21 protein-coding genes are annotated in these 23992 nt (G+C 67.5%); 16 read left to right on the plus strand and 5 right to left on the minus strand.

Translation table 11 applies throughout. The annotated features are described in order from the left end of the window. Nucleotides 1-132 precede the first annotated feature (132 nt). Nucleotides 133-651, plus strand: a complete 519-nt coding sequence (locus tag Q0P60_RS19185; RefSeq protein WP_294997135.1) for a hypothetical protein — start codon at nucleotides 133-135, stop codon at nucleotides 649-651. A 143-nt stretch (nucleotides 652-794) separates the two neighbouring features. On the opposite strand, the gene Q0P60_RS19190 is transcribed toward Q0P60_RS19185, so the two are convergent. Continuing rightward, a complete protein-coding gene (locus tag Q0P60_RS19190; protein WP_294997137.1) occupies nucleotides 795-3554 on the minus strand; it encodes an EAL domain-containing protein in 2760 nt (919 codons plus the stop codon). 131 nt (nucleotides 3555-3685) lie between these two features. Here Q0P60_RS19190 and Q0P60_RS19195 point away from each other — a divergent pair, with 131 nt between their 5' ends. Next, on the plus strand, nucleotides 3686-5788 hold the full coding sequence (locus Q0P60_RS19195; protein WP_294997139.1) for a PAS domain-containing sensor histidine kinase: 2103 nt from the start codon (nucleotides 3686-3688) through the stop codon (nucleotides 5786-5788). 4 nt (nucleotides 5789-5792) lie between these two features. After that, nucleotides 5793-7568: an EAL domain-containing protein gene (locus tag Q0P60_RS19200; RefSeq protein WP_294997141.1), complete on the plus strand. Its 1776-nt coding sequence runs from the start codon at nucleotides 5793-5795 to the stop codon at nucleotides 7566-7568. A 92-nt stretch (nucleotides 7569-7660) separates the two neighbouring features. On the opposite strand, the gene Q0P60_RS19205 is transcribed toward Q0P60_RS19200, so the two are convergent. From Q0P60_RS19205 to flgA, 4 genes are all read right to left on the minus strand, one after another. Beyond that, nucleotides 7661-8881, minus strand: coding sequence for an ATP-binding protein (locus Q0P60_RS19205; RefSeq protein ID WP_294997143.1), 1221 nt, complete (start codon nucleotides 8879-8881; stop codon nucleotides 7661-7663). A gap of 91 nt (nucleotides 8882-8972) precedes the next feature. Then, nucleotides 8973-9311, minus strand: coding sequence for a flagellar protein FlgN (locus Q0P60_RS19210; protein ID WP_294997145.1), 339 nt, complete (start codon nucleotides 9309-9311; stop codon nucleotides 8973-8975). After that, nucleotides 9308-9613, minus strand: a complete 306-nt coding sequence (flgM, locus tag Q0P60_RS19215; RefSeq protein ID WP_294997147.1) for a flagellar biosynthesis anti-sigma factor FlgM — start codon at nucleotides 9611-9613, stop codon at nucleotides 9308-9310. The genes Q0P60_RS19210 and flgM overlap by 4 nt, the downstream gene beginning before the upstream one ends. Nucleotides 9614-9688: 75 nt before the next feature. Continuing rightward, a complete protein-coding gene (flgA, locus tag Q0P60_RS19220; RefSeq protein ID WP_294997149.1) occupies nucleotides 9689-10345 on the minus strand; it encodes a flagellar basal body P-ring formation chaperone FlgA in 657 nt (218 codons plus the stop codon). 192 nt (nucleotides 10346-10537) lie between these two features. Between flgA and Q0P60_RS19225 the strand changes: the two genes are divergently transcribed. The 13 genes from Q0P60_RS19225 to Q0P60_RS19285 all read left to right on the plus strand — a co-directional run bounded on the left by Q0P60_RS19225 (nucleotide 10538) and on the right by Q0P60_RS19285 (nucleotide 23817). Further along, nucleotides 10538-11482 (plus strand): chemotaxis protein, encoded by a 945-nt coding sequence (locus Q0P60_RS19225; protein ID WP_294997151.1) that lies wholly within the window; start codon nucleotides 10538-10540, stop codon nucleotides 11480-11482. Between the two features lie 138 nt (nucleotides 11483-11620). Further along, nucleotides 11621-12016 carry a flagellar basal body rod protein FlgB gene (flgB, locus tag Q0P60_RS19230; protein ID WP_005409576.1) on the plus strand — a complete coding sequence of 132 codons (396 nt, stop codon included), beginning with the start codon at nucleotides 11621-11623 and terminating at the stop codon, nucleotides 12014-12016. Nucleotides 12017-12019: 3 nt separating this feature from the next. Then, nucleotides 12020-12427 carry a flagellar basal body rod protein FlgC gene (gene flgC / locus Q0P60_RS19235; protein ID WP_033835497.1) on the plus strand — a complete coding sequence of 136 codons (408 nt, stop codon included), beginning with the start codon at nucleotides 12020-12022 and terminating at the stop codon, nucleotides 12425-12427. A 23-nt stretch (nucleotides 12428-12450) separates the two neighbouring features. Further along, entirely contained in the window at nucleotides 12451-13134 is a 684-nt protein-coding gene (locus tag Q0P60_RS19240) for a flagellar hook capping FlgD N-terminal domain-containing protein (protein WP_294997155.1), read from the plus strand. A 32-nt stretch (nucleotides 13135-13166) separates the two neighbouring features. Continuing rightward, a complete protein-coding gene (gene flgE, locus Q0P60_RS19245; protein ID WP_294997156.1) occupies nucleotides 13167-14390 on the plus strand; it encodes a flagellar hook protein FlgE in 1224 nt (407 codons plus the stop codon). A 32-nt stretch (nucleotides 14391-14422) separates the two neighbouring features. Next, a complete protein-coding gene (locus Q0P60_RS19250) occupies nucleotides 14423-15172 on the plus strand; it encodes a flagellar basal body rod protein FlgF (protein ID WP_294997158.1) in 750 nt (249 codons plus the stop codon). Nucleotides 15173-15274: 102 nt separating this feature from the next. Further along, entirely contained in the window at nucleotides 15275-16060 is a 786-nt protein-coding gene (gene flgG / locus Q0P60_RS19255) for a flagellar basal-body rod protein FlgG (RefSeq protein ID WP_005409571.1), read from the plus strand. A 22-nt stretch (nucleotides 16061-16082) separates the two neighbouring features. Beyond that, entirely contained in the window at nucleotides 16083-16775 is a 693-nt protein-coding gene (gene flgH / locus Q0P60_RS19260) for a flagellar basal body L-ring protein FlgH (protein ID WP_294997160.1), read from the plus strand. Between the two features lie 2 nt (nucleotides 16776-16777). Further along, the gene (locus Q0P60_RS19265; protein WP_294997162.1) at nucleotides 16778-17914 is read left to right on the plus strand and encodes a flagellar basal body P-ring protein FlgI; all 1137 of its coding nucleotides are present in this window, start codon (nucleotides 16778-16780) and stop codon (nucleotides 17912-17914) included. A 1-nt stretch (nucleotide 17915) separates the two neighbouring features. After that, nucleotides 17916-19115, plus strand: a complete 1200-nt coding sequence (gene flgJ / locus Q0P60_RS19270; protein WP_294997164.1) for a flagellar assembly peptidoglycan hydrolase FlgJ — start codon at nucleotides 17916-17918, stop codon at nucleotides 19113-19115. A gap of 8 nt (nucleotides 19116-19123) precedes the next feature. After that, nucleotides 19124-21004: a flagellar hook-associated protein FlgK gene (gene flgK / locus Q0P60_RS19275; protein ID WP_294997166.1), complete on the plus strand. Its 1881-nt coding sequence runs from the start codon at nucleotides 19124-19126 to the stop codon at nucleotides 21002-21004. Continuing rightward, a complete protein-coding gene (gene flgL, locus Q0P60_RS19280) occupies nucleotides 21001-22203 on the plus strand; it encodes a flagellar hook-associated protein FlgL (RefSeq protein ID WP_294997168.1) in 1203 nt (400 codons plus the stop codon). Before flgK ends, flgL begins: the two co-directional genes overlap by 4 nt. 396 nt (nucleotides 22204-22599) lie before the next feature. Next, on the plus strand, nucleotides 22600-23817 hold the full coding sequence (locus Q0P60_RS19285; protein ID WP_294997170.1) for a flagellin: 1218 nt from the start codon (nucleotides 22600-22602) through the stop codon (nucleotides 23815-23817). Nucleotides 23818-23992: the final 175 nt, after the last annotated feature.

Below are 23992 nucleotides of genomic sequence, written 5' to 3' on the forward strand. Positions count from 1 at the left end.
CGCCGTGCGTGGATGCCGCTCATCTGCCGGTATGACGCCTGGCCCTCGCCGCAACATCCAGGCATGGCGTGGATCTACTGGCGTGGCGTAATCGCCGTGGCATGATGCCCCGGTCCCGCTCATGGAAGACCGATGGCCATCGCCCTGACCGCATTGCTGCTGGTCGAGACCCTGCTGCAGATCGCCTGGGTTGCCCGCTACTACAGCCGAGGCATCATCCTGTTCAACGAGCGGATCGCCGCCTCACCCGCCATGCAGGCCAAGCTTTCGCCGCTGGGCCTGGAGCGCGACCTGCCCCCGGGCCGGTGGGCGTCGCTGGCCTTCCATGCACTGCCTGACGGCAGCACCGCGTTCCGCGAGAGCCTGGCGCCGAGCTTCGGCCTGCGTTATTTCCCGGTGATGCGCGGACGCATCGTCCTCAATGCGCGGCGGCACGAGGTCCGGGTCATCGGCCTGTGCAGCTGGTTCGTGGCGATCCTGTCGCTGCTGCTACTGCCGCTGGCAGCCATGTTCCCGATGACGACGCCGATACTGCTGATGCTGCCGTTGTTCCTGGCCAGCTACCTGATCCAGAAGCGGCGTTACACCGCCATCGTCGAGGTGCTGCGGATGCAGTTGAAGGCGGAGTATCCACGGCAGATCCATTCCTGAGGGCGTGCCGACCAGGGTCGGCAGCTACCGGGGGATCCGTGCCGACCAACGGTCGGCACCCACCCTGGGGATTGAGGCCAGCACCCACCCTGGGGATTGAGGTCGGCACCCAACATAGGAATTCGGGTCGGCAGCTACCCTGTTCAGCGCGCCAGCACCGCTTCTCCGCTGGCGTCGGTGCGCAGGGGCGTCGGGTGCTGTTGCCGCAGCCACTGGGCCAGGTCGCGCGGGCTGAGCGGGCGCGAGTACAGGTAGCCCTGGATCTCGTCGCAGCCTTGCCGGCGCAGCATGTCCTCTTCCTGATGGGTCTCTACGCCCTCGGCCACCACCTTCATGCCCAGCGCGTGCCCCAGGTGCACGATCGCCTGGGTCACCTCGGCCGTGCCCGAATCGTGCAGCATGCCCTGCACGAAACTGCGGTCGATCTTCAGGCGCCCCACCGGGAAGCGGTTGAGGTAATTGAGGTTGGAGAAACCAGTGCCGAAGTCATCCACCGCCAGCGGCACGCCGTGCCGCTCCAGCACGTCGAAGCAGTGGCGCAGGATGTCGGTGTCACGGATCAAGGCCGACTCGGTCAGCTCCAGTTCCAGCCGCTGTGGCGGCCAGCCGTGGGCGTGGCAGATCTCGATCACGCGTTCGGCAAAGCCACGATCGCGCAGCTGTACTGCCGAAACATTGACCGCGATGCGGTCGAAACGCAGGCCGGCACGGTCCCAGGCAGTCGCCTGGCGGCAGGCCTCGTTCAAGACCCAGTCGCCGATCCGGACGATTTCGCCGCACTTCTCGGCAATCGGAATGAACTCGGCCGGGCTGCAGTAGCCGATGCCGGGCCGATGCCAGCGCAGCAGGGCCTCGATCGCCGGCGGCTCGCCATGATGGGCGTCCAGCAGCGGCTGGTAGGCCAGGCTGAACTCTTCGCGCTCGATGGCCCCATGCAGGCCATGCTCGAGCTCGAGCCGGCGCTGGATGCGGGCCAGCGCGTCCTGGCTGTAGTACTGGTAGGTGTTGCGCCCCGCTTCCTTGGCGGCATACATCGCCGCATCGGCAGCGCGCAGCAGCGAGTCGAAATCGGTCTGCGCATCGCCCAGCATGGCGATGCCGACGCTGGCTCCGACCTTCAGGGTGGTATCGCCACGGCGCAGCGGCTCGGCCAGCGAAGCAATCAGCTTGCGCGCAACGTGGCCCGCATCTTCCGGCTCAGCCAGGTCGCGCAGCACCACGATGAATTCATCGCCGCTGAAACGGCCGAACAGATCGTTGTTGCGCAGGTTCTGGTGCAGGCGCGTGGCTGCCGCTTTCAGCAGCGCATCGCCGGTGGCGTGGCCGAAGCTGTCATTGATGGTCTTGAAACCGTCCAGGTCGATGAACAGCATCGCCAGCGAGGTGCCGCGATCACGCGCCTCCTCGATGGCCTCGGCGGTCTGCTCGCCGAGCAGCACGCGGTTGGGCAGCCCGGTCAGCAGGTCGTAGTGGGCCAGCAGCTCGATGCGCTCGTTGGCCTCGCGCTCACGGGTGATGTCACGGAACAGCACCACGAAGCGCGGTGGCAGCCCATCGCGGCGGTCCAGCTCGACCAGCACCTGCACCCAGACCCGCAGGCCGGACTGGCGGTAGAAGCACAGGTCCAGCTGCTCGGGCAGTCCGCCACCGGCGATCCGGACCAGTGCCGCCTCGAAGGCGTTGCGCGAATCCTCGGTATACAGCGCCAGCGCCTGGTCGAGGGTGATCGGCTCCTTGCGCAGGCCATGGATGCGGTAGCACTCCTCGGTCCACTGCATGTGCCGGGTCTGCACCTCGATTTCGCAGCCGCCGATCCGGCCCAGCGCGGAAACGCGGTTGAGCAGCTCGGTGCGCCAACGGATCAGCGCATCGGTCTGGTGCTGCTCGGTGATGTTCTGTACCTGGCCGAGCAGCCGCTTGGGCTGCCCGTCCATGTCGAGCAGGGGCTGCATCCACAGCCGCAGGTGCTGCGACGGCTCGCTGCCGCGGGTCAGCTCCAGCTCCAGGTTGGCCGCGCGGCCGTCACGCCACAACCGCCGCCAGGCCGCACGCAGCGCTCCACGCGAGCGCGGGTGCAGCTGTTTCAGCCAGCGCCGCTGCCCGGGCACCGCGCCGTGTTCCAGCGCCAGCAGCGAGCGCAGCTCCGGCGACCACCAGAAATGCCCGGTGTTGGGGTCGAACGACCAGCTGCCCATGCTGGCGATGCGCTGGGCTTCGCTCAGGTGCAGCTGCTGTTCCTGCAGCAGCGATTCCAGCTGCTTCTGCTGTTCTATGTCGGTATGCGTGCCGACCATGCGCAGCGGCTGCCCATCGGCGGTACGGGCCACCACGCGGCCACGGTCCAGCACCCAGCGCCACTGGCCATCGGCCTGGCGGAAGCGGAACTGCGCGCTGTACTGCTCGCTCTGCCCGCGCAGATGCTGGTCCAGTGCGGCGCGTACCTGCACGATGTCATCGCCGTGCACGCGCGCGAGCATCTCGGTGGCGGTGTCTTCACCCAGTGTCGGGGTCCGCGTCACGCGGTCGCTGGGGATGTCCCAGTCCCACAGGCTGTGCCCGGCACTGTCCAGCGCCAGCTCCCAGCGTCCGCCACCATCGATCGGCACCGGCTCGGGAACGCTCAGGGTGAACGCCAGCAGGTTGCCGGCGCCATCGTGCACGGCGCGCAGGTGTCCGTCGTAGTGGCCGCGCGGGCCGCCCGGCAATGTGCAGGCGACGATGCCGCCATCGGCGGCCATCAGGCGCAGATCTTCCAGCATCGGCGCATACGCCGCCACGGTGGCCGGCAGGCCATGCTCGCGCGCAGCCGGATTGGCCGCCAGCGGGCGCCCCGTACGGTCGACGATGACCAGCGCCGAAGCAAGCGGGTGCTGCAGCAGGCTGGCGATGATCCCTTGGTCCACGCGATCTTGCTCCGGATGACACGCCCGTCAGCGGGGCACGCAGTGGTTAACGGCGCCGGCGGCGGATAATTGAGTGGTCAGGGCACACCTGCGCGGTAAGATGGCCGGCGCCCCTTTCATCCACCTCCTCCATGCCCGCAGAACCCACCGGCAACGCCCCTGTTTCCGACCCGCGGATGGCGCAGGCGCTGAGCCGCGACCGGCGGCGGGTGGTGTTGAGCTATCTGGTGATGGCGCTGGCCTGGATGATCGCCTCCGACAGTGCCGTGCAGGTGCTGGTGCCCGACCCGCAGCAGGCCGCCTTGTGGCAGAGCCTGAAGGGCTCGTTCTTTGCCCTGGCCAGCGCCGGCCTGCTGTACCTGCTGCTGCGGCCGCTGGCCGAGCACGTGCTGCACACCCATGCCCGCCAGCAGGCCTCGGAGCTGCGGCTGCGGCAGATGTTCGAGGGCAACCCCGGCCCGATCCTGGTCTACGACCTGGACACGCTGGCCATCCTCGACGCCAACCCCGCCGCCTGCAGCGCCTTCGGCTGGGACCGCGACGAGCTGCTGGAACAGACCATCGACGCGCTGTGGCCGCCGGGCCAGGACCAGGCCCTGCAGACCAAGCTGGAGGCGATCCGTGAAGCACCGGACGAGTTGTGCATCCTGCGCACCCAGCTGCAGCTGCGCGACGGCAGCCTGCGCCAGATGGAACTGCGCTCCAATGCCATCAGCTACGACGGCCACAACGCACGCCTGCTGATCGCCATCGACCGTACCGCCGAAGACCTGGCCCAGCTGCGCCGCGACCAGGCGCTGGCACGGGTCGAAGAAGCCCATGAGCTGGCCCGCATCGGTGCCTGGGAGCTGGACCCCGCCTCCGGCCTGGGCCGTTACTCCAACCAGGTCTATCGCCTGCTGGGCCGGCGCCCACCCGAGGCCCGCCGCTGGCATCGCTTCGACGAACTGCTGGTACCGGCCGACCCGGCCACCGCTACCCAGACCGAACAGCTTCTGGCCGACCTCTGCACCGCGGATCCGGCACAGGTGGACGTGCTGCTGCCGCTGCTGTCGATGGATGGCCGGGCGCTCATGGTGCACCTGCGCGCCGCTGGCGGCATCGATGAATCCGGCCGCAACCGTGTGCTGGGCACCCTGCAGGACGTGACCGAGCGCGAACAGTCACGGCGCCTGCTGCGCGAGCGCGAAGAGCAGTTCCGCGAGCTGGTGAGGGTGCTGCCCGATGGCGTGGTGATCCTTTCCGACGAGCATGTGCTGTACACCAATGCCTGGGCCGCCAGCCTGTTCGGCTATGGCAGCCACACCCTGCTGGGCGAGCCGCTGTCGGCACTGGTCGCCGCCGGCGACCTGGCACGCGTGCGCAGCCAGCTGCGCGCCGGGCAGCCGCACCTGGGGCCCGGCCACAGCAGTGTGGTCGCCATGCAGCGTGCCGATGGCCGCAGCTTCCATGCCGGCCTGGCGGTGGGCGAAGTCCGCTATGGCGGCCGCGACTGCAAGCTGTTGATCGTGCGCGACCTCAGCGATTCCGAGCGCATCCGCAGTGCGCTGGAGACCAGCAACCGCGAGCTGCAGGCGATGGCCGGCCGCCTGTTCTCGTTGCAGGAGGACGAGCGCCGTGCGATCTCGCGCGACCTGCACGACGACATCGGCCAGGCGATCACCGCGATCAAGCTGTCGGCCTATGCCGCGCAGGACGAGGACGATCCGCAGCGGCGCGCCGAGGACCTGGCGCAGATCGTCGGCCTGGCCGATACCACCGTGGCCAAGCTGCGCGACATTTCCACCCTGCTGCGCCCGCCGCAGCTGGATGCGCTGGGGCTGGAAGCGGCCCTGAGCTGGCAGGCACGGGTGCTGTTCCGCTCTTCGCCGGTGGAACTGCTTGCTGAAATCGAGCCGCTGCCGCATCGCCCCGACAACAGCATCGAGCAGGCCTGCTTCCGCATCGCGCAGGAGAGCCTGACCAATGTGCTGCGGCACGCGCGCGCCAGCCAGGTGCAGCTGCAGCTGCGTGACGTCGGCCAGCGCGGCCTGCACCTGCAGATCCGCGACGATGGCGAGGGGTTCGACCCCGACGGGCCGCGCGGACTGGGCCTGATCGTGATGCGCGAACGTGCACAGAGTGTCGGCGGCCACGTGCGGATCGAGTCCGCGCATGGGGAAGGCACCCTGATCGATGTGCACCTCCCCTACCAGGCGGCCGGCATGGCCGCCGTCGAGTCACCGGAATACTGAGCCTATGTGGAATCCCAACCTGCCCCCGGTCAGCATCGACGATGCACCCGACCGCCTCGGCGCCGGCAACCCCGAGTTGCAGGCGATGGTCTCCGAAGCGGCCTCGGGCGGCACCGCGCTGATGCTGATGCACGTGGACATCGACCACTTCGCCTCGGTCAACGAAAACATGAGCGCCGAAGTCGGCGACCAGGCGCTGGTCCTGGTGGCGCAGCGGCTGCAGTCCTACCTGCGCGGGCGCGGCAAACTGTGGCGCCACGGCAGTGACGAATTCCTGATCGCAGTGCCGCGCACCGCCGATGTGCCGCTGCCGGAAGACTTCGCCGAGGAGATCCGCCAGCAGATGGAGCTGCCGCTGTCGGTGCTGCCGTACACCCTGTTCATGACCGGCAAGCTGGGCGTGAGCCTGTGCCCGGAGCATGCCAGCAGCACCTCGCGCCTGCTCGACCATGCCGAGGACGCCCTGTACCAGGCCGCACGCGAAGGCGGCAACGCGGTGCGCATCCATGCGGTGGATACGCCGCCGAGCGCGCACAGCGAGAGCATCATCGCCCGCCAGATCGTCGATGCGATTCCCAATGGCGAGCTGAAACTGCGCTACCAGCCACTGGTCAGCGCCCGCGACGGCCACGTGGTCGGCATGGAGGCGCTGCTGCGCTGGCAGTCGCCGACGCTGGGCATGCTGGTGCCGGAGCGCTTCATGCGCACCGCCGAGCGCCTCGGCATCATCGTGCAGATCGGCACCTGGGTGCTGGAGGGCGCCTTGAAGCAGGCGCGCCTGTGGCGCGACCAGGGCTTCGATGACTTCACCATCGCGGTCAACGTCTCCACCCTGCAGCTGCTGCGGCCGAACTTCTTCGCCGAAGTGATGTCGCTGCTGCAGGCGGCCGGCGTGCCGGCGCAGATGCTGACGCTGGAAATCAACGAGAGCGCGCTGACCAACAACGTCAACTTCGTGCACGAGACACTGGCCAACCTGCGCAACGAAGGCATCAGCCTGAGCCTGGACAACTTCGGTACCGGCGACTCCAGCCTCAGCGCGCTGGTGCGCTACCCGGTGGACAAGCTGAAGATCGACCGCAGCTTCATCAAGAGCGCGCCGGCCGGCAACCGCGAGGCGGCCATCGCCCGCGCGATCATCGCGATGGGCCACCAGCTGGGCATGACGGTGATCGCCAACGGCGTGGAATCGCAGGCACAGCTGGGCTTCCTGCGCCGCAACGACTGCGATGTATTCCAGGGCTACCTGTTCGGCGAACCGATGTCGGCCGACGCCGCCGGCATGACCCTGCGCCGACGCTACCTGCGCCCGGAGGCCTTCGCCGAGACCCGCCCGGACCGTACCCTGCTGCTGCTGGACGACGAGGAGAATGTGCTGCGCTCGCTGGTGCGCCTGTTCCGCCGCGACGGCTACCGCATCCTGGCCGCCGGCAACGTGCGCGATGCGTTCGACCTGCTGGCGATCAACGACGTGCAGGTGATCCTGTCCGACCAGCGCATGAGCGACATGAGCGGCACCGAGTTCCTCGGCCGGGTGAAGATGCTGTACCCGGACACGATCCGGCTGGTGCTGTCCGGCTACACCGATCTGAACACGGTGACCGACGCGATCAACCGCGGCGCGATCTATCGCTTCCTGACCAAGCCGTGGAACGACGACGAACTGCGCAAGCACATCCACCAGGCGTTCCGCACCTACGAGGAGCAGCGCCGCAGCAACGCCGGGCCGGTACCGGCCGAATCGGCAGACGGAGGCGAGGAACGCCCGCCGCTGCGCTGATGCCCCCGCCCGGTAGAGCCGGCCGCTGGCCGGCTGCCCTGGGGTGTGCGGCTCTGGGGTTGCCGGCCAGCGGCCGGCACTACACGCGCCGCTCAGCGCGGCTGCTTCACCGGCAACACCACGCGGAAACGCGAACCGACGCCCGGGGTGCTGTCCAGATCGATGCGGCCGTGGTGCTTGTTGATGATGCTGTAGGAGATCGACAGGCCCAGGCCGGTGCCGCTGCCCACCGGCTTGGTGGTGAAGAACGGATCGAAGATGCGCTGGCGCAGTTCCGGCGAAATGCCGCCGCCGGTGTCTTCGAACTCGACCCACACCTGATCGCCGTCAACGCCGGTGCGCACGGTGATGGTGCCGCGCTCGGCAATGGCGTGGCCGGCGTTGAGCAGCAGGTTCATGTAGACCTGGTTCAACTCCGACGGCAGGCACTCCACCAGCGGCAGCTGGCCGAACTCGCGCACCAGGGTGACCTTGTACTTGAGCTCGTTCCAGATGATGTTGATGGTCGATTCCAGGCCCGCGTGCAGATCGACCAGCTTCCACGATTCGTCACGGCCGGAATAGGAGAAATCCTTCAGGTCGCGCACGATGCGGGTCACCCGCTCGATGCCCTCGCGTGATTCGGCCATCAGCTGCGGCAGGTCGCGGCTGATGAAATCGATGTCCAGGCGGTCACGGATATCGTCGATTTCCGGAATCAAGGCCTTCGGGTCCGGCGCACGCAGGGCGCGCTCGTAGGCCTCGATGACGGTGAACAGGCTGCGCAGGTATTCCTGCAGGCTGCCCAGGTTGGAGTGCACGTAGCCGATCGGATTGTTGATCTCGTGCGCGACGCCGGCGGCGAGCTGGCCGATGGATGCCATCTTCTCGGACTGCAGCAGCTTCTCCTGGGTGCCGTTGAGGCGCAGGTAGGCCTGGCGCAGCTCGGCATGGCGCTGCTGCAGTTCGCGTTCGTAGTCTTCCTGCCCTTCGATGTGGCGGAACAGCGCCAGGAAATGTCCCTCACCCACCGGGCCATGGTGGTAGAGATGGGCGATCACCACGCCCTCGCCCAATGGCAGGCTGCCGTTCCATTGGCCATGCTGGCGTGCCTGCTCCAGCGCGTCGGGGGGCAGCAGCTCGCGCAGCCGCTGCGGAGGCGGCAGCGCAGCGTCGTCTCCGCTGGCCAGCAGGTTCTGCGCAGCCGGATTGGCCAGGGCGACCTGCCCGTCTTCGGTGAACAGCAGCAGCCCTTCGCGCAGGCGCTCGAGCAGCGCCTGCAGCACCGGCTGCGGCGGAAGGGGGGCGGTAACCAGGGCGTTGGCAGCGGACACGGCGACTCGGGGCATTCGAACAGGCGCCCAATATACGCGGTCACGCAGCGGGCTTCAGCCCGCGCAAACAGGTTGTGCGATCGCCGTCGCGTCAGGCGATGGCGAGTGGGCGGCGTGCCGTGACCGTGTGCGACTGGCCCTTGGCGTCATACGCCGAGGCGTCCTCGGTACGGCCCAGCTGGCGCAGTGCCCAGTTCACCTCACGGCGGCGCCGCGACAGCAGCACGCCGTTGGCGCGGTTGCGCTCGGCCAGTTCCTGCAGCCGTTCGCCCTCCCCGACCGGCGGCGCGCCTTCCAGCGCACGCAGCGCCTCCAGCTTGGCCCCGGTTGCCCGGATCAGGGCGTGCACGTCGTGCTCGACCAGGGCCTGGCGTTCAACGTCCAGGGCCTGGGCAAGGCGCTGCAGCGGCTCGCTCATCGCCGCGGTCATCCGTGCAGCTGCTGGTCCAGCTCGAGCATGCGCGAAGCGATCGCGTCCGGATTGATCTTGTAGGTGCCGTTCTGCAGCGACTCGCGCACGGCGGCCACGCGCTGGGCGTCGATCGCCGGGGCGGTGGTCAGCTCACGCTCGATGGCCTGCAGATTGGTGGCCTCGCCGGTCAGGCGCAGGCTGTCGGCGGCCTCGACCGGGCGCGCCGGCGAATTGCTGCTGACGCCGGGCTTGCTGGCCGGGGTCGTCACGCTGCGCAGTGCCTGGGGGACCTGCAGGTTGCCGTCGATTTTCTGGCTCATGTGGTGTCCTGGAGTTGCCGTTCACAAGGGATAACGGCCGCAGGGCCGTGATCTTTAGGGATATCTTGCAGTAATTCAACGCGCCACGATTACGTCACCTGCGGCATCGACCGTGCCCTGCACGATCCGCCGCGAGGACAGGTTCTCCACCGAGACCCGTTCATTCTCACCGGCATCACCCATCGCACGACCGGCGATGCGGACCTCGACCGAACCGCGGCGCGAGACCAGGGCGACATTGTCTCCTCGCCTGATGAGACGCTGGACCACCAGGTCATTGCTCGACAGCAGGGCCCCGGCCTGCAGTGGACGGCGGGCGATGCGGCCGATCGCCGCATTGGGATCGGCCAGCACCGCACCGGCGATCCGGGCAGCATCACGCTGGGCAGTAGTGATATCGGCGGCACCGATGGTTTCTCCAGTGCCGATTCCACGGTTCAGCACCAGCACGGTCTGGTTGCGCCGCACCTTTACCGGCACGAACAGGCGCCAGCCACCTGCATCGGGGCAACTGACTTCCACCGTGGTGTTGGCGGTGGGCTGCACCTGCAGCGCGCCCCCACACCTGGGCAGGCGCAGTGCGTCGGCCACCTGGGCGTCGCCCTCGCTGCCGGCCGGCAGCGTCGACAACGCCGCGGCGCGGATGCTGGCCACCGGCTGCCAGTCGGCGGCGATTGCCCACGGCGAGGCCAGCACCAGTGCCAGGGCGAAGAAGGATGTGACCCGGCGCATGGCGCCTCCTGTCGATGGGATCTGGCCCAGCAGCGTGCAAGGGGCGTGCCAGAGGACCGCATCGCGTCCGCGCTCGAGGGCGCCTCTCCAAACCGCCCGCCGGGCATGGCTCGGCGCTATGGACGGGATATGGCGCACGCGGGGCGCCACGCCACCCTCAAGTTCCGCCACCGACCCGCCGATACAGCAGCCATGTCCCATGACCTGCTCAACCGGATCGACCAGCGGACCCGACTGGCCGGCCACAACCGCCTGGCGCTGCTGCTGTTCCGTCTCGGCGGACGTCAGCTTTTTGGCGTCAATGTCTTCAAGGTGCAGGAAGTCCTGCGGCGCCCGGAGCTGTTCCAGGTACCCGGGCTGCCCAGCCAGTTCTCCGGCGTGGCCGACGTCCGTGGCCGCTCGGTGCCGGTGCTCGACCTCGGTCTGGCGATCGGCCATCCCGAACGTGAACCGGATGCCGACACCTCCCCCGGCTACCTGGTGGTCACCGAGTTCAACCGCTCGATCCAGGGTTTCCTGGTCAGCGGCGTTGAGCGCATCGTCAACATCGCGGTGGAAGACATCCATCCGCCACCGGAACTGGGCGCTGAATCGAGCTACCTGACCGCGGTGACCCGCTTCCAGGGCGAACTGATCCAGGTGATCGACGTCGAAAGCGTGCTGGCCGACATCGCCCAGGTCCGCGGCGAAGCGGTGCTTGACCCGGCGATGGCGATGCCCAGCGACGGCCCGCAGCTGCAGGTGCTGGTGGTGGACGACTCGCGCGTGGCCCGCCAGCAGATCCGCAGCGTGCTGGACCAGCTCGGGGTGGGCGCCACCCTGCTTTCCGACGGCAAGCAGGCGCTGGACCACCTGCTGCAGATCCACGCCTCGGGCGAGAACCCGGCCGACCGCTATGCCATGGTCATCTCGGACATCGAGATGCCGGCCATGGACGGCTACACGCTGACGACGGAAATCCGGCGCCACCCGGGCCTGGCCGGCCTGTACGTGCTGCTGCACACCTCGCTGTCGGGCGTGTTCAACAATGCGATGGTCGAGCGGGTGGGCGCCAATGCCTTCGTCGCCAAGTACTCGCCGCACGAACTGGCCGACTTCGTGCTGGACCGCCTGCGCAAGGTCGCCATGGCGGCCTGAGGGCCCCTGACCCGGTAGTGCCGACCGCTGGCCGGCTCCCCGGATTGTCTGCGGTTGCCGGCCAGCGGCCGGCACTACCCCAACGCGTTTGGCACACCGCTTGCAGCTTCCCGGGCAACGTTCCCGTGGGAGTGCACCGTGCGCAACCTGATTACCGACTACCTGGGCGTCCATGCCCAGGCCATGCCGTTGCGCGAACAGCGGATGAAGCTGATCGCCAGCAACCTCGGCAATGCCGACACTCCCGGCTACAAGGCCCAGGACCTGGACTTCGATGCCGCCCTGCGCCACGCCCAGGGGCAGGATGCCAATGGCCTGATGGCCACCACCCACGAGCAGCACTACGAAATCAGTAGTGGCCTGAATCCGTTCCAGATCGCGCGCGAAGGCGTGCAGCCCAGCCTGGACGGCAACACCGTCGACCCCGACGCCGAGCGTGCCGCCTACGGCCGTGCCGCGCTCGAGTACCGCGCCTCGCTCAGCTTCGTCGAGAGCAAGGTGCGTTCCATGCTGACCGCGATCACGGGGCAATAAGCCATGAGCAACCTGCCGATCTTCGATATCGCCGGCTCCGCGCTGCAGGCGCAGTCGGTGCGCATGAGCACCATCGCCTCCAACCTCTCCAATGCCGACACCGTCGCCGGCTCCGCCGACGCGGTGTACAAGCCGCTGGAGCCGATCTTCCAGGCCGTCACCAGCAAGAACGATCCGAACATCACCTCGGTGAAGGTCAAGGAAATCACCCAGAGCGATGCGGCGCCGATCAAGCGTTACGAACCCGGCCATCCGCTGGCCGACGCCGATGGCTACATCTACCAGCCCGACGTCGATCCGGTGGCGCAGATGGTCAACCTGATCTCGACCTCGCGCAATTACCAGGCCGGCGTGGAGATGTTGACCACCGCCAAGGAACTGGCCCTGGCCACCCTGACCATGGGCCGCTGAGGCCCGCAGTACCGGATACCGCCATGACCACCGCCGTCAACAACCAGACCAACCAGGACGTCTACGCCGCGCTCGGCCTGAACGCCCCCAACAGCAACGCCACCAAGAAGAAGAACACGCTGGACCAGGCCGACTTCCTGCGCCTGATGACCGAGCAGCTGCAGCACCAGGATCCGCTGAAGCCGATGGACAACACGCAGATGGTCGCGCAGATGGCGCAGATGTCCACCGTGCAGGGCATCACCGATCTGAACAAGACGGTGAAGGGCTTCCAGGAATCGATGGCCAGCGACCAGGTGCTGCGTGGCGCGGCACTGGTCGGCCACCAGGTGCTGGTGCCGTCGGAAAAGCTGGTGCTTGAGAAGGAAGGCAGCGTCGAGGGCACCGTGGCCGCACCTTCGGCCGGCATCGTCACCGTCGACATCACCGATGCCACCGGCGCCAAGGTCACCTCGCTGAGCGTGGAAGCCAAGGCCGCCGGCGAGACCGCCTTCAAGTGGGATGGCAAGGATGCCAACGGCAAGCGCATGGAGCCGGGCAAGTACACCATCGTCGCCAACCATGTCGACACCGCCGGCAAGAGCACCAAGCTGTCCACCTTCGTGCAGGCACCGGTGGAAAGCGTGACCGTCGGGTCCGACGGCCTGTACCTGAACCTCAAGGGCCTGGGCACGGCCCCGATCGACTACGTGCTCCGCATCAGCTGAGCCGCACACCCCGCACTTACCAGGAGCATCCCATGGGCTTCAATGTCTCGCTGTCCGGCATCAATGCCGCCAACTCCGACCTGAGCGTCACTGCCAACAACGTCGCCAACGTCAACACCACCGGCTTCAAGGAATCGCGCGCCGAGTTCGCCGACCTGTTCTCGGCCACCGGCTACGGCCTGTCGAAGAACGCGGTCGGTTCGGGCGTGCGCGTCTCCAACGTTGCCCAGCAGTTCAAGCAGGGCCACAACGAACAGACCGGCCGCAGCCTGGACATGGCCATTTCCGGTGAAGGCTTCTTCACCATGAACATGAACGGCACCCGCGTGTACTCGCGCGCCGGCAACTTCCAGACCGATGCGTCCGGCTTTGTGGTCAATCCGCAGGGTGCACGCCTGCAGGTGTTCGCGCCGAATGCCGATGGCACCAACTTCGACTCGGGCCGCATCGTCGACCTGCAGCTGCTGACCACCGACAGCCCGCCGAAGCAGACCAGTGAAGTGAAGGTCGGCTTCACCCTGCCGGCCAACGCCAAGCCGCCGACCGTCACCACGTTCGACCCGACCGATTCCAACAGCTACAACCACTCCAGCGGTGGCATCACCGTGTACGACTCTCTGGGCGTGAGCCACATCCAGGTCTCGTACTTCGTGAAGGGTGCCAATCCCAACGAGTGGACCGTGCGCAACTATGTGGACGGCCAGCCGGCCGGCACGCCGACCCCGGTCACCTTCGACAACAGCGGCAAGCTGGTTGCACCGGCGACCGGCAAGATCAGCCTTGGCACCTTCACTCCGACCACCGGTGCCGGCCAGCTGAACATGACGCTGGATATCACCGGTTCGACCCAGTACGGCGAGAAGTTCGCGCTGCGCAACACCCAGCAGGACGGCTATGCCGCCGGCAAGCTCAACGAGATCACCGTGTCGGAGACCGGCGTGGTGTACGCCCGCTACTCCAACGGTGCCGACAAGCCGCTGGGCCAGGTCGCGCTGACCACCTTCAACAATCCGCAGGGCCTGGAATCGAAGGGCAACAACCTGTGGGTGGATACCTTCAGCTCGGGCACGCCGCGCACCGGCATGCCGGACACCTCCAACCTCGGCAAGATCCAGGCCGGCTCGCTGGAAGCGTCCACCGTCGACCTCACCGAGCAGCTGGTCAACATGATCACCGCGCAGCGCAACTTCCAGGCCAACGCGCAGATGATCACCACCCAGGACCAGATCACCCAGACCGTCATCAACATCCGTTGATGAGCTGCTGACCCTGTCACGGAACTACCCGCATGGATAAAGCCCTCTACGTGGCGATGACCGGTGCCCGCGCCTCCCTGCAGGCGCAAGGAACGCTCAGCCACAACCTCGCCAACTCGGACACCCCCGGCTTCAAGGAAGCGCTGGCCAACACCGAAGCCTTCCCGGTCCGGGGCCCGGGCTTTGCCTCGCGGGTGGATGCGCTGCACGTCGACGCCGGCTTCAACCGCACGCCCGGCTCGCAGCACATCACCGGCAAGCCGCTGGACCTGTCGCTGCAGACCGGCACCTGGCTGGCGGTGCAGTCCAGCGACGGCAGCGAAGCGTACACGCGTGGCGCAGCGTTGTCGGTCACCCCGAACGGCCAGCTGGTGACCTCCAGCGGCCGCCCGGTGCTGGACGACAACAACAACCCGATCGCCATTCCGCCCTACCAGGCGATGGAGATCGGGGCCGACGGCACGATCTCGATCATCCCGCAGGGCGAAGGCCCGCAGACCATGGCCCAGATCGGCCGGATCAAGGTGGTGCAGGCACCGGACGAGCGCCTCCAGCGCGGCCTCGACGGCCTGTTCCGCAACACCGATCCGCGCCAGCCGTTCGCACCGGCACAGGGCACCGCCGTGCACAGCGGCCAGCTGGAAGGCAGCAACGTGGATGCCGCCGGCGCGCTGGTGCAGATGATCCAGCTGCAGCGCCAGTACGAAATGCAGGTGCAGGTGATCAAGCACGGCGACGACAACGCACGCAGCGCCAACAGCCTGCTGCGCCTGGGCAGCTGACGGAATTCCGGCACCGCCTGACGGCGGTGCTGGCACACCGCTTGCACACCGATTACCAAGGGCCGCATCACGCGGCCGGCTCCAGCAGACAGGACACCGAAGATGAACCAGGCATTGTGGATCGCGAAAACCGGACTGGATGCGCAGCAGATGCGCATGTCGGTGGTTTCCAACAACCTCGCCAACACCAACACCACCGGCTTCAAGCAGGACCGTGCCAGCTTCGAGGACCTGCTGTACCAGCAGGTGCGCCAGCCCGGCGGCTCCTCGTCGGCGCAGACACAACTGCCGACCGGCCTGCAGCTGGGCACCGGCGTGCGCGTGGTCGCCACCGCCAAGAACTTCGAGCAGGGTGGCCAGCAGCAGACCGGGCGCGCGCTCGACGTAATGGTCAATGGCCGCGGCTTCTTCGAAGTGCAGATGCCCGATGGCAGCTCGGCCTACACCCGTGACGGCTCGTTCAAGATCAACCAGGACAGCGAGCTGGTCACCAACAGCGGCTATCCGGTACAGCCGGGCATCCAGATTCCCGAAGGTGCGCAGTCGGTCACCATCGGTACCGACGGCACCATCAGCGTGAAGATGGCCGACGGCGCCGCCTCGGTGGAAGTCGGCGCGCTGACCCTGACCGATTTCGTCAATCCGGCCGGCCTGCAGGCGCGTGGCGAGAACCTGTTCCTGGAAACCACCGCCTCCGGCCCGGCACAGAACGGCAACCCCGGCCTCAACGGCCTCGGCACCGTGGTGCAGGGTGCTCTGGAAGGCAGCAACGTCAACGTGGTGGAAGAGCTGGTGTCGATGATCGAAACCCAGCGCGCCTACGAAATGAATGCCAAGGCGATCTCCACCACCGATTCGATGCTCGGCTACCTCAACAACAAGCTCTGACCGGCCAAACCGGGAAACCGCCATGTCGCCCATTTCCAACTTCACCCGCACTGCCCTCGCCTGCGCCGTGGTCGCCCTGCTCGGTGGCTGCGTGATCGCGGGCGACGTGCGCCCTTACCCGGCGATGGCCCCGATCCAGCCGATCATGCCGCCGCAGGGCGAGCCGACCGCCGGCGCGATCTACGCCGCGGGCCCGACCCTGCAGCTGTACTCCGACCGTCGCGCCCGCGACGTCGGCGATCTGCTGACCATCACGCTGCTGGAGAACACCACCGCGCAGACCAGTGCCAACACCGCCACCAACAAGGAATCGAACCTGAGCCTGGGCACGCCGTCCATCCTCGGTGCACCGGTCACCCTCGGCGGCAAGGACATCCTCAGCGCCACCGCGGCCGGCAAGCGTGATTTCACCGGCAAGGGCAACAGCGCGCAGAGCAACCGCCTGCAGGGCAGCGTCACGGTCACCGTGGTGCAGCGCCTGCCCAACGGCAACCTGGTCGTGCAGGGGCAGAAGAACCTGCGCCTGAACCAGGGCGACGAGCTGGTCCAGGTGCAGGGCATCGTCCGTCCGGGCGACATCAGCCAGGACAACACCATTCCGTCCAGCCGCGTGGCCGAAGCCCGCATCGTCTACGGCGGTCGCGGCCCGGTCGCGCAGTCCAACGCGATGGGCTGGCTGAGCCGCTTCTTCAACTCCGGCCTGACGCCGTTCTGAGTATGGCCATGAAGATTTCATTCCGACATTTCCTGCAGCGTCGCGCGGCATCCTTCTACGCCCTGGTGCTGCTGCTGGTGGCACTGCCTGCCAGCGCCGAGCGCATCAAGGACCTGGCCCAGGTGGGCGGCGTGCGTGGCAATGCCCTGGTCGGCTACGGCCTGGTGGTCGGCCTGGATGGCAGCGGCGACCGTACCAGCCAGGCGCCGTTCACCGTGCAGAGCCTGAAGAACCTGCTCGGCGAGCTCGGCGTCAACGTGCCCCCCAACGTCAACCCGCAGCTGAAGAACGTGGCGGCGGTAGCGATCCACGCCGAACTGCCGCCGTTCGCCAAGCCCGGCCAGCCGATCGACATCACCGTGTCCTCGATCGGCAACGCCGTCTCGCTGCGCGGCGGCTCGCTGCTGATGGCGCCGCTGCGCGGTGCCGATGGCCAGATCTACGCGATCGCGCAGGGCAACCTGATCGTCGGCGGCTTCGGTGCGCAGGGCAAGGACGGCTCCCGCGTCTCGGTCAACGTACCCAGCGTCGGCCGCATCCCAAACGGTGCCACCGTTGAACGCGCCCTGCCCGATCCGCTGGCCAACGGTGGCGACATCACCCTGAACCTGCACAACAACGATTTCACCACGGTCTCGCGCATGGTCGCCGCGCTCAACAACGCGTTCGGCGAAGGCGCGGCACGCGCGGTCGATGGCGTGACCGTAGCGGTCACCGCACCGACCGATCCCGGCGCGCGCATCGGCCTGCTCGCGCGCATCGAGAACCTGGAACTGACCCCGGGCAGCGCCCCGGCCAAGGTGGTGGTCAATTCGCGTACCGGCACCGTGGTCATCGGCCAGCAGGTGCGGGTCGGCCCGGCCGCGATCTCGCATGGTTCGCTGACCGTGACCATCCAGGAGAACACCAACGTCAGCCAGCCCAACGCGCTGTCCGGCGGCCGTACCGTGGCCAGCCCGCAGTCGACCATCACCGCCACCAATGACGGCAGCCGCATGTTCAAGTTCAGCGGCGGCACCACCCTGGATGAGATCGTGCACGCGGTGAACGCCGTGGGCGCGGCACCGGGCGACCTGATCGCGATCCTGGAAGCCCTGAAGCAGGCCGGCGCACTGAGTGCCGAACTCGAGGTGATCTGACATGCGCATCAATCCCGCATTCGATCTGCACCCGGCGCAACAGAACGATCCGGCCAAGATCGACAAGGTCGCGCGCCAGCTGGAAGGCCAGTTCGCGCAGATGCTGGTCAAGAGCATGCGCGACGCCAGCTTTGGCGACTCGCTGTTCCCCGGCGAAAACAAGATGTTCCGCGACATGTACGACCAGAAGATTGCCGAGGCGATGACCCGCGGCAAGGGCCTGGGCCTGTCGGGGATGATCAGCCGCCAGTTGTCCGGCCAGGCCGCCGATGGCCCGGCGCTGGACACCCGCGTGGACCCGGCCAAGGCCAGCCGCGCCTACCAGCTCAATGCACCGGCCCGGCCGGCACCGTCGCTGCCACTGGAGGACGGCAGCCAGGCGGTGCGCATGCTGCAGCAGATGGCGGCCGGTGCCCACTCCGGCGCGCAGGCAGCCGTGGCACCGATGGAGCAGGCGCTGGACCTGATTGCCGGCCGCGAGAGCAGCAGCATGCACCGCTCGCTGGGCACCGACGATCCCTACATGGGCAGCCTGCAGGGCGAGGACTGGGCCGCCACCAGCGACCAGTGGTCTGCGACCGCAAGCAACCGCGGTACCGCGGTCAGTCCGGCCGATGCGCTGGCCACCCGTACCGCCGTGGCCCAGCTCGGCGAGCACACGCCCGAAGGCTTCGTGGCCAGCATCTGGCAGCACGCACAGAGCGCGGCCAAGGAACTGGGCGTGGATGCGCGTGCCCTGGTCGCCCAGGCCGCGCTGGAAACCGGCTGGGGCAAGCGCCACATCAAGCATGCCGACGGCAGTACCTCGCACAACCTGTTCGGCATCAAGGCCAATGGCTGGAACGGCCAGCGTGCCGTGGCCGGCACCCATGAGTATGTCGATGGCGTGCGCCGCAACGAGACCGCCAGCTTCCGCGCCTACAGTTCGCCGGCCGAGAGTTTCGCCGACTACGTGCGCCTGCTGAAGACCAGCCCGCGCTACCAGCAGGCCCTGCAGGCCGGTACCGACGTGCAGGGCTTCGCCCGCGGCCTGCAGCGCGCCGGCTATGCAACCGACCCGCGCTACGCAGCCAAGATCGCCGCGATCGCCGGCGGACCGACCATCGAGCGCGCCGTCAGCGCCGTCGCCGATGCCGGCTCTCGCCTTGGCCAGACCTTCGCCAGCACCGCGACCGCGGCGCTGGGTATCACCCGTCGTTGAGGAACCCCATGTCCAGCGTACTTTCCACCGGTACCGGTGCCCTGCTCGCCTTCCAGCGTGCGTTGGCGACCACCAGCCACAACGTGGCCAACCTCAATACCCCCGGCTACAGCCGGCAGAAGGTCAACTTCGCCACGGCTGATCCGCAGAACTACGGCTTCGGCACCGTCGGCAGCGGCACCCGCATCGCCGACATCCGCCGCAGCGCCGACCAGCTGGCGATCTCGCGCCTGCTCGACAGCAGCGGCGAGCTGGCACGCCTGAAGCAGCTGTCCGGCATGGCCGACCGGGTCAATTCGCTGATTTCCGACCCGGCGACCAATATCTCCGGTGTGTGGTCGAAGTTCTTCGACTCGGTCAGTGGCCTGTCCTCGAATGCGGCCGGCACCGCCGACCGCCAGAACATGCTCGACGGCGGCAAGGCCCTGGCCAACCGCTTCGTGCAGCTCAATACGCAGCTGAACAACCTCAACAGCGAGGTCAACAACGGGCTGCTGGCCGGGGCCACCGAAGTCAATCGCCTGGCGCAGGAGATCGCGCAGATCAACGGCGCCATCGGCACCAACGTCGCCACTGCCGCGCCCGACCTGCTCGACCGCCGCGACCAGCTGATCACCCAGCTGATCGGCTACACCGGTGGCACCGCGGTGATCCAGGACGGCGGCATCATGAACGTCTACACCGCCGGCGGAAACGCACTGGTGGTGGGGACCACGGCGATCAAGGTCACCACCGTGGCCGATCCCTACCAGCCCGAGCGCCTGCAGCTGGCACTGGAGACCCAGGGCAACACCATCCGCCTTGATCCCAAAGCGGTCGGCGGCCAGATCGGCGGCCTGCTGGAGTTCCGCGACACCGTGCTGACCCCCGCCCAGGCCGAACTGGGCAAGCTGGCCGTGGGCCTGGCCGAGAGCTTCAACCAGGTGCACCACCAGGGCGTTGACCTGTATGGCCAGCTCGGCGGCGACTTCTTCAACATCGGCAATCCGCGCGTCACCGCCAACAACGCCAACACCGGCAGTGCCAGCCTGACCGCCACCTACGGCGACCTCGGCAAGCTCGACGCGCAGAACGTGGTGCTGCAGTTCGATGGCAGCACCTGGAAGGCCAGCCGCGCCGACACCGGCGCCAACATCCCGCTGACCGGCACCGGCACCGCCGCCGATCCGTTGCTGATCAACGGCGTCAGCCTGGTGGTCGGTGGCACTCCGGCCGCCAACGACCGATTCCTGCTGCAGCCCACCGCGGGCGTGGCCGGCAGCATGGAAGTGGCGATCACCGATCCGTCGCGCATCGCCGCCGCTGCGGCGGTGAAGGGCGCGGCCGCCACCTCCAACACCGGTACTGGCAAGCTGAGCGGGGTCGCCGTCAGCGACGCGACCAACGCCAACCTGCGCAATCCGGCCGCGATCGTGTTCACCTCGGCCACCACCTACACCATCGATGGTGGACCGCCGCAGACCTACACCCCCGGCCAGACCATCAGCGCCAATGGCTGGAGCTTCGTGCTGGACGGTGCGCCGAAGGTCGGCGACACCTTCAACATCACCCCGACACCGGCCGGCTCTTCGGACAACAGCAATGCGTCCAGGCTGGCCAAGGTGGAGGCCGCGAAAGCCTTCAACAGCGGCACGGTAACCCTCAACGGCGCGCTGGGCGGCCTGACCACCCAGGTCGGTGCCGCAGCGCGTTCGGCCGAGTACTCGCTGGAAGCGCAGCTGGTGATCAATGACAAGGCACAGGAAGCGCGCGATGAAGTATCCGGCGTCAACCTGGACGAGGAAGCGGCCGACATGCTGCGCCTGCAGCAGGCCTACCAGGCCGCCTCGCAGCTGATCTCCACCGCCGACAGCATGTTCCAGACCATCCTGGGAGCCGTGCGCCGATGAGCACCCGCATCTCCACCAGCATGATGTTCAACCAGTCGGTGTCGCTGATGATGGCCAAGCAGGCCAAGCTCAGCCACCTGGAACAGCAGATCGCCACCGGCAGCAAGATCGTCAGCGCCAAGGACGACCCGGTCGCCGCCGGTGCCGCGGTTGGCCTTGACCGCAGCCTGGCTGCACTGGACCGGATGAAGCTCAACGCCGGCAACGTGCAGAACCGGCTGGGCGTGCAGGAAAACACCCTGGCCCAGGTCAACGACCTGATGGCGCGCGTCAACGATCTGACCCTGCAGGCCAGCAACCCGGCCTTGAGCGCACCCGACAAGAAGACGCTGATCACCGAGCTGAGCCAGATCCGCGACGGCCTGCTGTCGCTGGCCAATGCCGACGACGGCACCGGCCGTTATGTGTTCGGTGGCACCAACGACGGCGACCCGCCGTTTGCCAAGATCAACGGCAAGGTCGTCTACCGTGGCGACCAGACCCAGCGCCAGATCGAGGTCGGCCCGGACACCTATGTGCGCGATTCCCTGCCCGGCAGCGAGATCTTCATGCGCATTCCCACCGGCGACGGCTTCGTCGATGGCGCTGCCGCGGCCGGAAACACCGGCACCGGGGTGCTGACCAACATCACCCGCGACGGCACCGACAGCTGGAACGGGCAATCGTTCAGCATCCGCTTCACCGCCGCCGACCAGTACCAGGTGCTCGACGCGGGCGGCAACGTGACCGGTACCGGCACCTACAAGGCGGGCAGCGAAGTGGAAGTGAACGGCGTGCGCCTGCAGATCACCGGTGCACCTGCGGCGGGCGACAGCTACAACGTGAAGCCAGCGACCAGCCGCGACATCTTCGACACCATGGACAAGCTGATCGCCGCGCTGGACGCCGACACCGGCACCACCGCCAAGATGAGCGCGCAGCAGAACGAGCTGCAGAGCGCGCTGCGCGACGTGGCCCGCGCCTCGGAGCGGATGATCGACTCGCGTGCGGCCGGCGGTGCGCAGCTGAAGGCGCTGGACAATGCCGCCGACATGCGCGAAGCCAACAGCGTTACGCTGAAAACCACGCTGTCGCAGATGCGCGACCTGGACTATGCCGATGCGCTGAGCCAGTACCAGCTGCAGAGCACGGCGCTGCAGGCGGCGCAGACGATCTTCTCGCAGATGCAGTCGATGTCGTTGTTCAACAAGATCCGCTGACGCACCCACCCCGCGTCACCCTGAAGGCCGCGATGCCCTGCATCGCGGCCTTTTTCGTTTCTGCGGACCGCTGCCGAGGCCGACGCCAGGCCGCATCCGGCGGATTTTCCGTGAATGCCCATCAAGCCGGGCCGGGCCCCGCCGATACCTTCATCAGCGCTGGTTGGGCATGCCCGACCGCCCCCTTCCGGAGCCAGCTTCACGCCCCTTGCGGGCGGAAAACCCCGGAAAAACAGCCTCCGGCACCGAATTGCAGCTGCAACGGAATTCACGGCTAAAGGTTGTTGACAAAGCGCCGTTATTCATTTGGCAACAGCGAAGCACACAGCCACACAAAAAAACAGGCGGCGCTTCGTTTCATTCACCAACGGGTTCCATATAAGAGGAGACGACCCCATGGCACAGGTAATCAACACCAATACGATGTCGCTCAACGCTCAGCGCAACCTGAGCACCAGCGGCAGCTCGCTCGCCACCACCATCCAGCGCCTCTCGTCCGGCCTGCGCATCAACAGCGCGAAGGACGACGCGGCCGGCCTGGCCATCAGCGAGCGCTTCACCACCCAGATCCGTGGTCTGGACGTGGCCATCCGCAACGCCAACGACGGCATCTCGCTGGCCCAGGTCGCCGAAGGCTCGCTGAGCGAAGTCGGCAACAACCTGCAGCGCATCCGCGAACTGGCCGTGCAGTCCTCCAACGCCACCAACTCGGCCAGCGACCGCAAGGCCCTGCAGGCCGAAGTGACCCAGCTGGTCTCGGAAGTGGACCGCGTCGCCAAGCAGGCCGACTTCAACGGCACCAAGCTGCTGGACGGCTCCTTCACCAGCCAGCTGTTCCAGGTTGGTGCCAACGCCGGCCAGGCCATCGCCATCAACAGCGTGGTCAACGCCAAGGCCGATTCGCTGGGCGCCGCGTCCTTCGCCAACGGCTACACCGGCACCGCGCTGGCGACCGACAAGGCCACCGCCGACACCACCTACTCCGGCCTGCAGATCTCGGTGACCCCGCCGGGCGGCACCGCCACCACGATCACCGTCAACGACTTCACCGTGAAGGCAGGCGAGTCGATCACCTCGGCCACCTCCGCCGCGATCAACAACAAGCTGGGCGAAACCGGCGTCATGGCCTCGGTCAATGCCGGCGTGATCAGCCTGGCTTCGGTCAAGGACGGCCAGACCTTCACCCTCGGCGTCAGCGCCGCGACCCCGCCGACCGGCGCTACCGCCGCGACCATCGCCGGCCTCGGCCTGACCGAGAGCAGCACCAATGGCGGCACGCTCACCGGCGCCTCGGCCAGCTTCGTCAAGGACCTGAACGTCACCACCGCCGAAGGCGCACAGAAGGCGCTGTCGATCGTCGACAAGGCCCTGGAATCGGTCAACAGCGTCCGCGCCGACCTCGGCGCGATCCAGAACCGCTTCACCTCGGTGGTGGCCAACCTGCAGACCTCCTCGGAGAACCTGTCGGCCTCGCGCAGCCGCATCCGCGATACCGACTTCGCCAAGGAAACCGCCGAACTGACCCGCACCCAGATCCTGCAGCAGGCCGGTACGGCCATGCTGGCCCAGGCCAACCAGGTACCGCAGAACGTGCTCAGCCTGTTGCAGCGCTGACATGAGTCGCCCCCGGGGCACGTCGGGGGCGTCTAACCCAACTCACGTGCAACCGCTCAAGGACCTCTCCTCATGGCACAAGTCATCAACACCAATACGATGTCGTTGAATGCTCAGCGTAACCTGAGCACCAGCGGCAGCTCGCTGGCCACCACCATCCAGCGCCTGTCCTCCG

Source organism: uncultured Stenotrophomonas sp. (assembly GCF_945952405.1).
Classification (GTDB): domain Bacteria; phylum Pseudomonadota; class Gammaproteobacteria; order Xanthomonadales; family Xanthomonadaceae; genus Stenotrophomonas.

What these genes read in the sequence shown, in the direction of transcription:
- flgL (WP_294997168.1), top strand. Translation starts at nt 21,001, where the DNA reads ATGAGCACCCGCATCTCCACCAGCATGATGTTCAACCAGTCGGTGTCG.
- flgH (WP_294997160.1), top strand. Translation starts at nt 16,083, where the DNA reads ATGTCGCCCATTTCCAACTTCACCCGCACTGCCCTCGCCTGCGCCGTG.
- Q0P60_RS19195 (WP_294997139.1), top strand. Translation starts at nt 3,686, where the DNA reads ATGCCCGCAGAACCCACCGGCAACGCCCCTGTTTCCGACCCGCGGATG.
- Q0P60_RS19200 (WP_294997141.1), top strand. Translation starts at nt 5,793, where the DNA reads ATGTGGAATCCCAACCTGCCCCCGGTCAGCATCGACGATGCACCCGAC.
- Q0P60_RS19185 (WP_294997135.1), top strand. Translation starts at nt 133, where the DNA reads ATGGCCATCGCCCTGACCGCATTGCTGCTGGTCGAGACCCTGCTGCAG.
- Q0P60_RS19250 (WP_294997158.1), top strand. Translation starts at nt 14,423, where the DNA reads ATGGATAAAGCCCTCTACGTGGCGATGACCGGTGCCCGCGCCTCCCTG.
- flgC (WP_033835497.1), top strand. Translation starts at nt 12,020, where the DNA reads ATGAGCAACCTGCCGATCTTCGATATCGCCGGCTCCGCGCTGCAGGCG.
- flgA (WP_294997149.1), bottom strand. Translation starts at nt 10,345, where the DNA reads ATGCGCCGGGTCACATCCTTCTTCGCCCTGGCACTGGTGCTGGCCTCG.
- flgJ (WP_294997164.1), top strand. Translation starts at nt 17,916, where the DNA reads ATGCGCATCAATCCCGCATTCGATCTGCACCCGGCGCAACAGAACGAT.
- Q0P60_RS19225 (WP_294997151.1), top strand. Translation starts at nt 10,538, where the DNA reads ATGTCCCATGACCTGCTCAACCGGATCGACCAGCGGACCCGACTGGCC.
- flgE (WP_294997156.1), top strand. Translation starts at nt 13,167, where the DNA reads ATGGGCTTCAATGTCTCGCTGTCCGGCATCAATGCCGCCAACTCCGAC.
- flgG (WP_005409571.1), top strand. Translation starts at nt 15,275, where the DNA reads ATGAACCAGGCATTGTGGATCGCGAAAACCGGACTGGATGCGCAGCAG.
- flgM (WP_294997147.1), bottom strand. Translation starts at nt 9,613, where the DNA reads ATGAGCCAGAAAATCGACGGCAACCTGCAGGTCCCCCAGGCACTGCGC.
- flgK (WP_294997166.1), top strand. Translation starts at nt 19,124, where the DNA reads ATGTCCAGCGTACTTTCCACCGGTACCGGTGCCCTGCTCGCCTTCCAG.
- Q0P60_RS19285 (WP_294997170.1), top strand. Translation starts at nt 22,600, where the DNA reads ATGGCACAGGTAATCAACACCAATACGATGTCGCTCAACGCTCAGCGC.
- Q0P60_RS19265 (WP_294997162.1), top strand. Translation starts at nt 16,778, where the DNA reads ATGGCCATGAAGATTTCATTCCGACATTTCCTGCAGCGTCGCGCGGCA.
- Q0P60_RS19210 (WP_294997145.1), bottom strand. Translation starts at nt 9,311, where the DNA reads ATGACCGCGGCGATGAGCGAGCCGCTGCAGCGCCTTGCCCAGGCCCTG.
- Q0P60_RS19240 (WP_294997155.1), top strand. Translation starts at nt 12,451, where the DNA reads ATGACCACCGCCGTCAACAACCAGACCAACCAGGACGTCTACGCCGCG.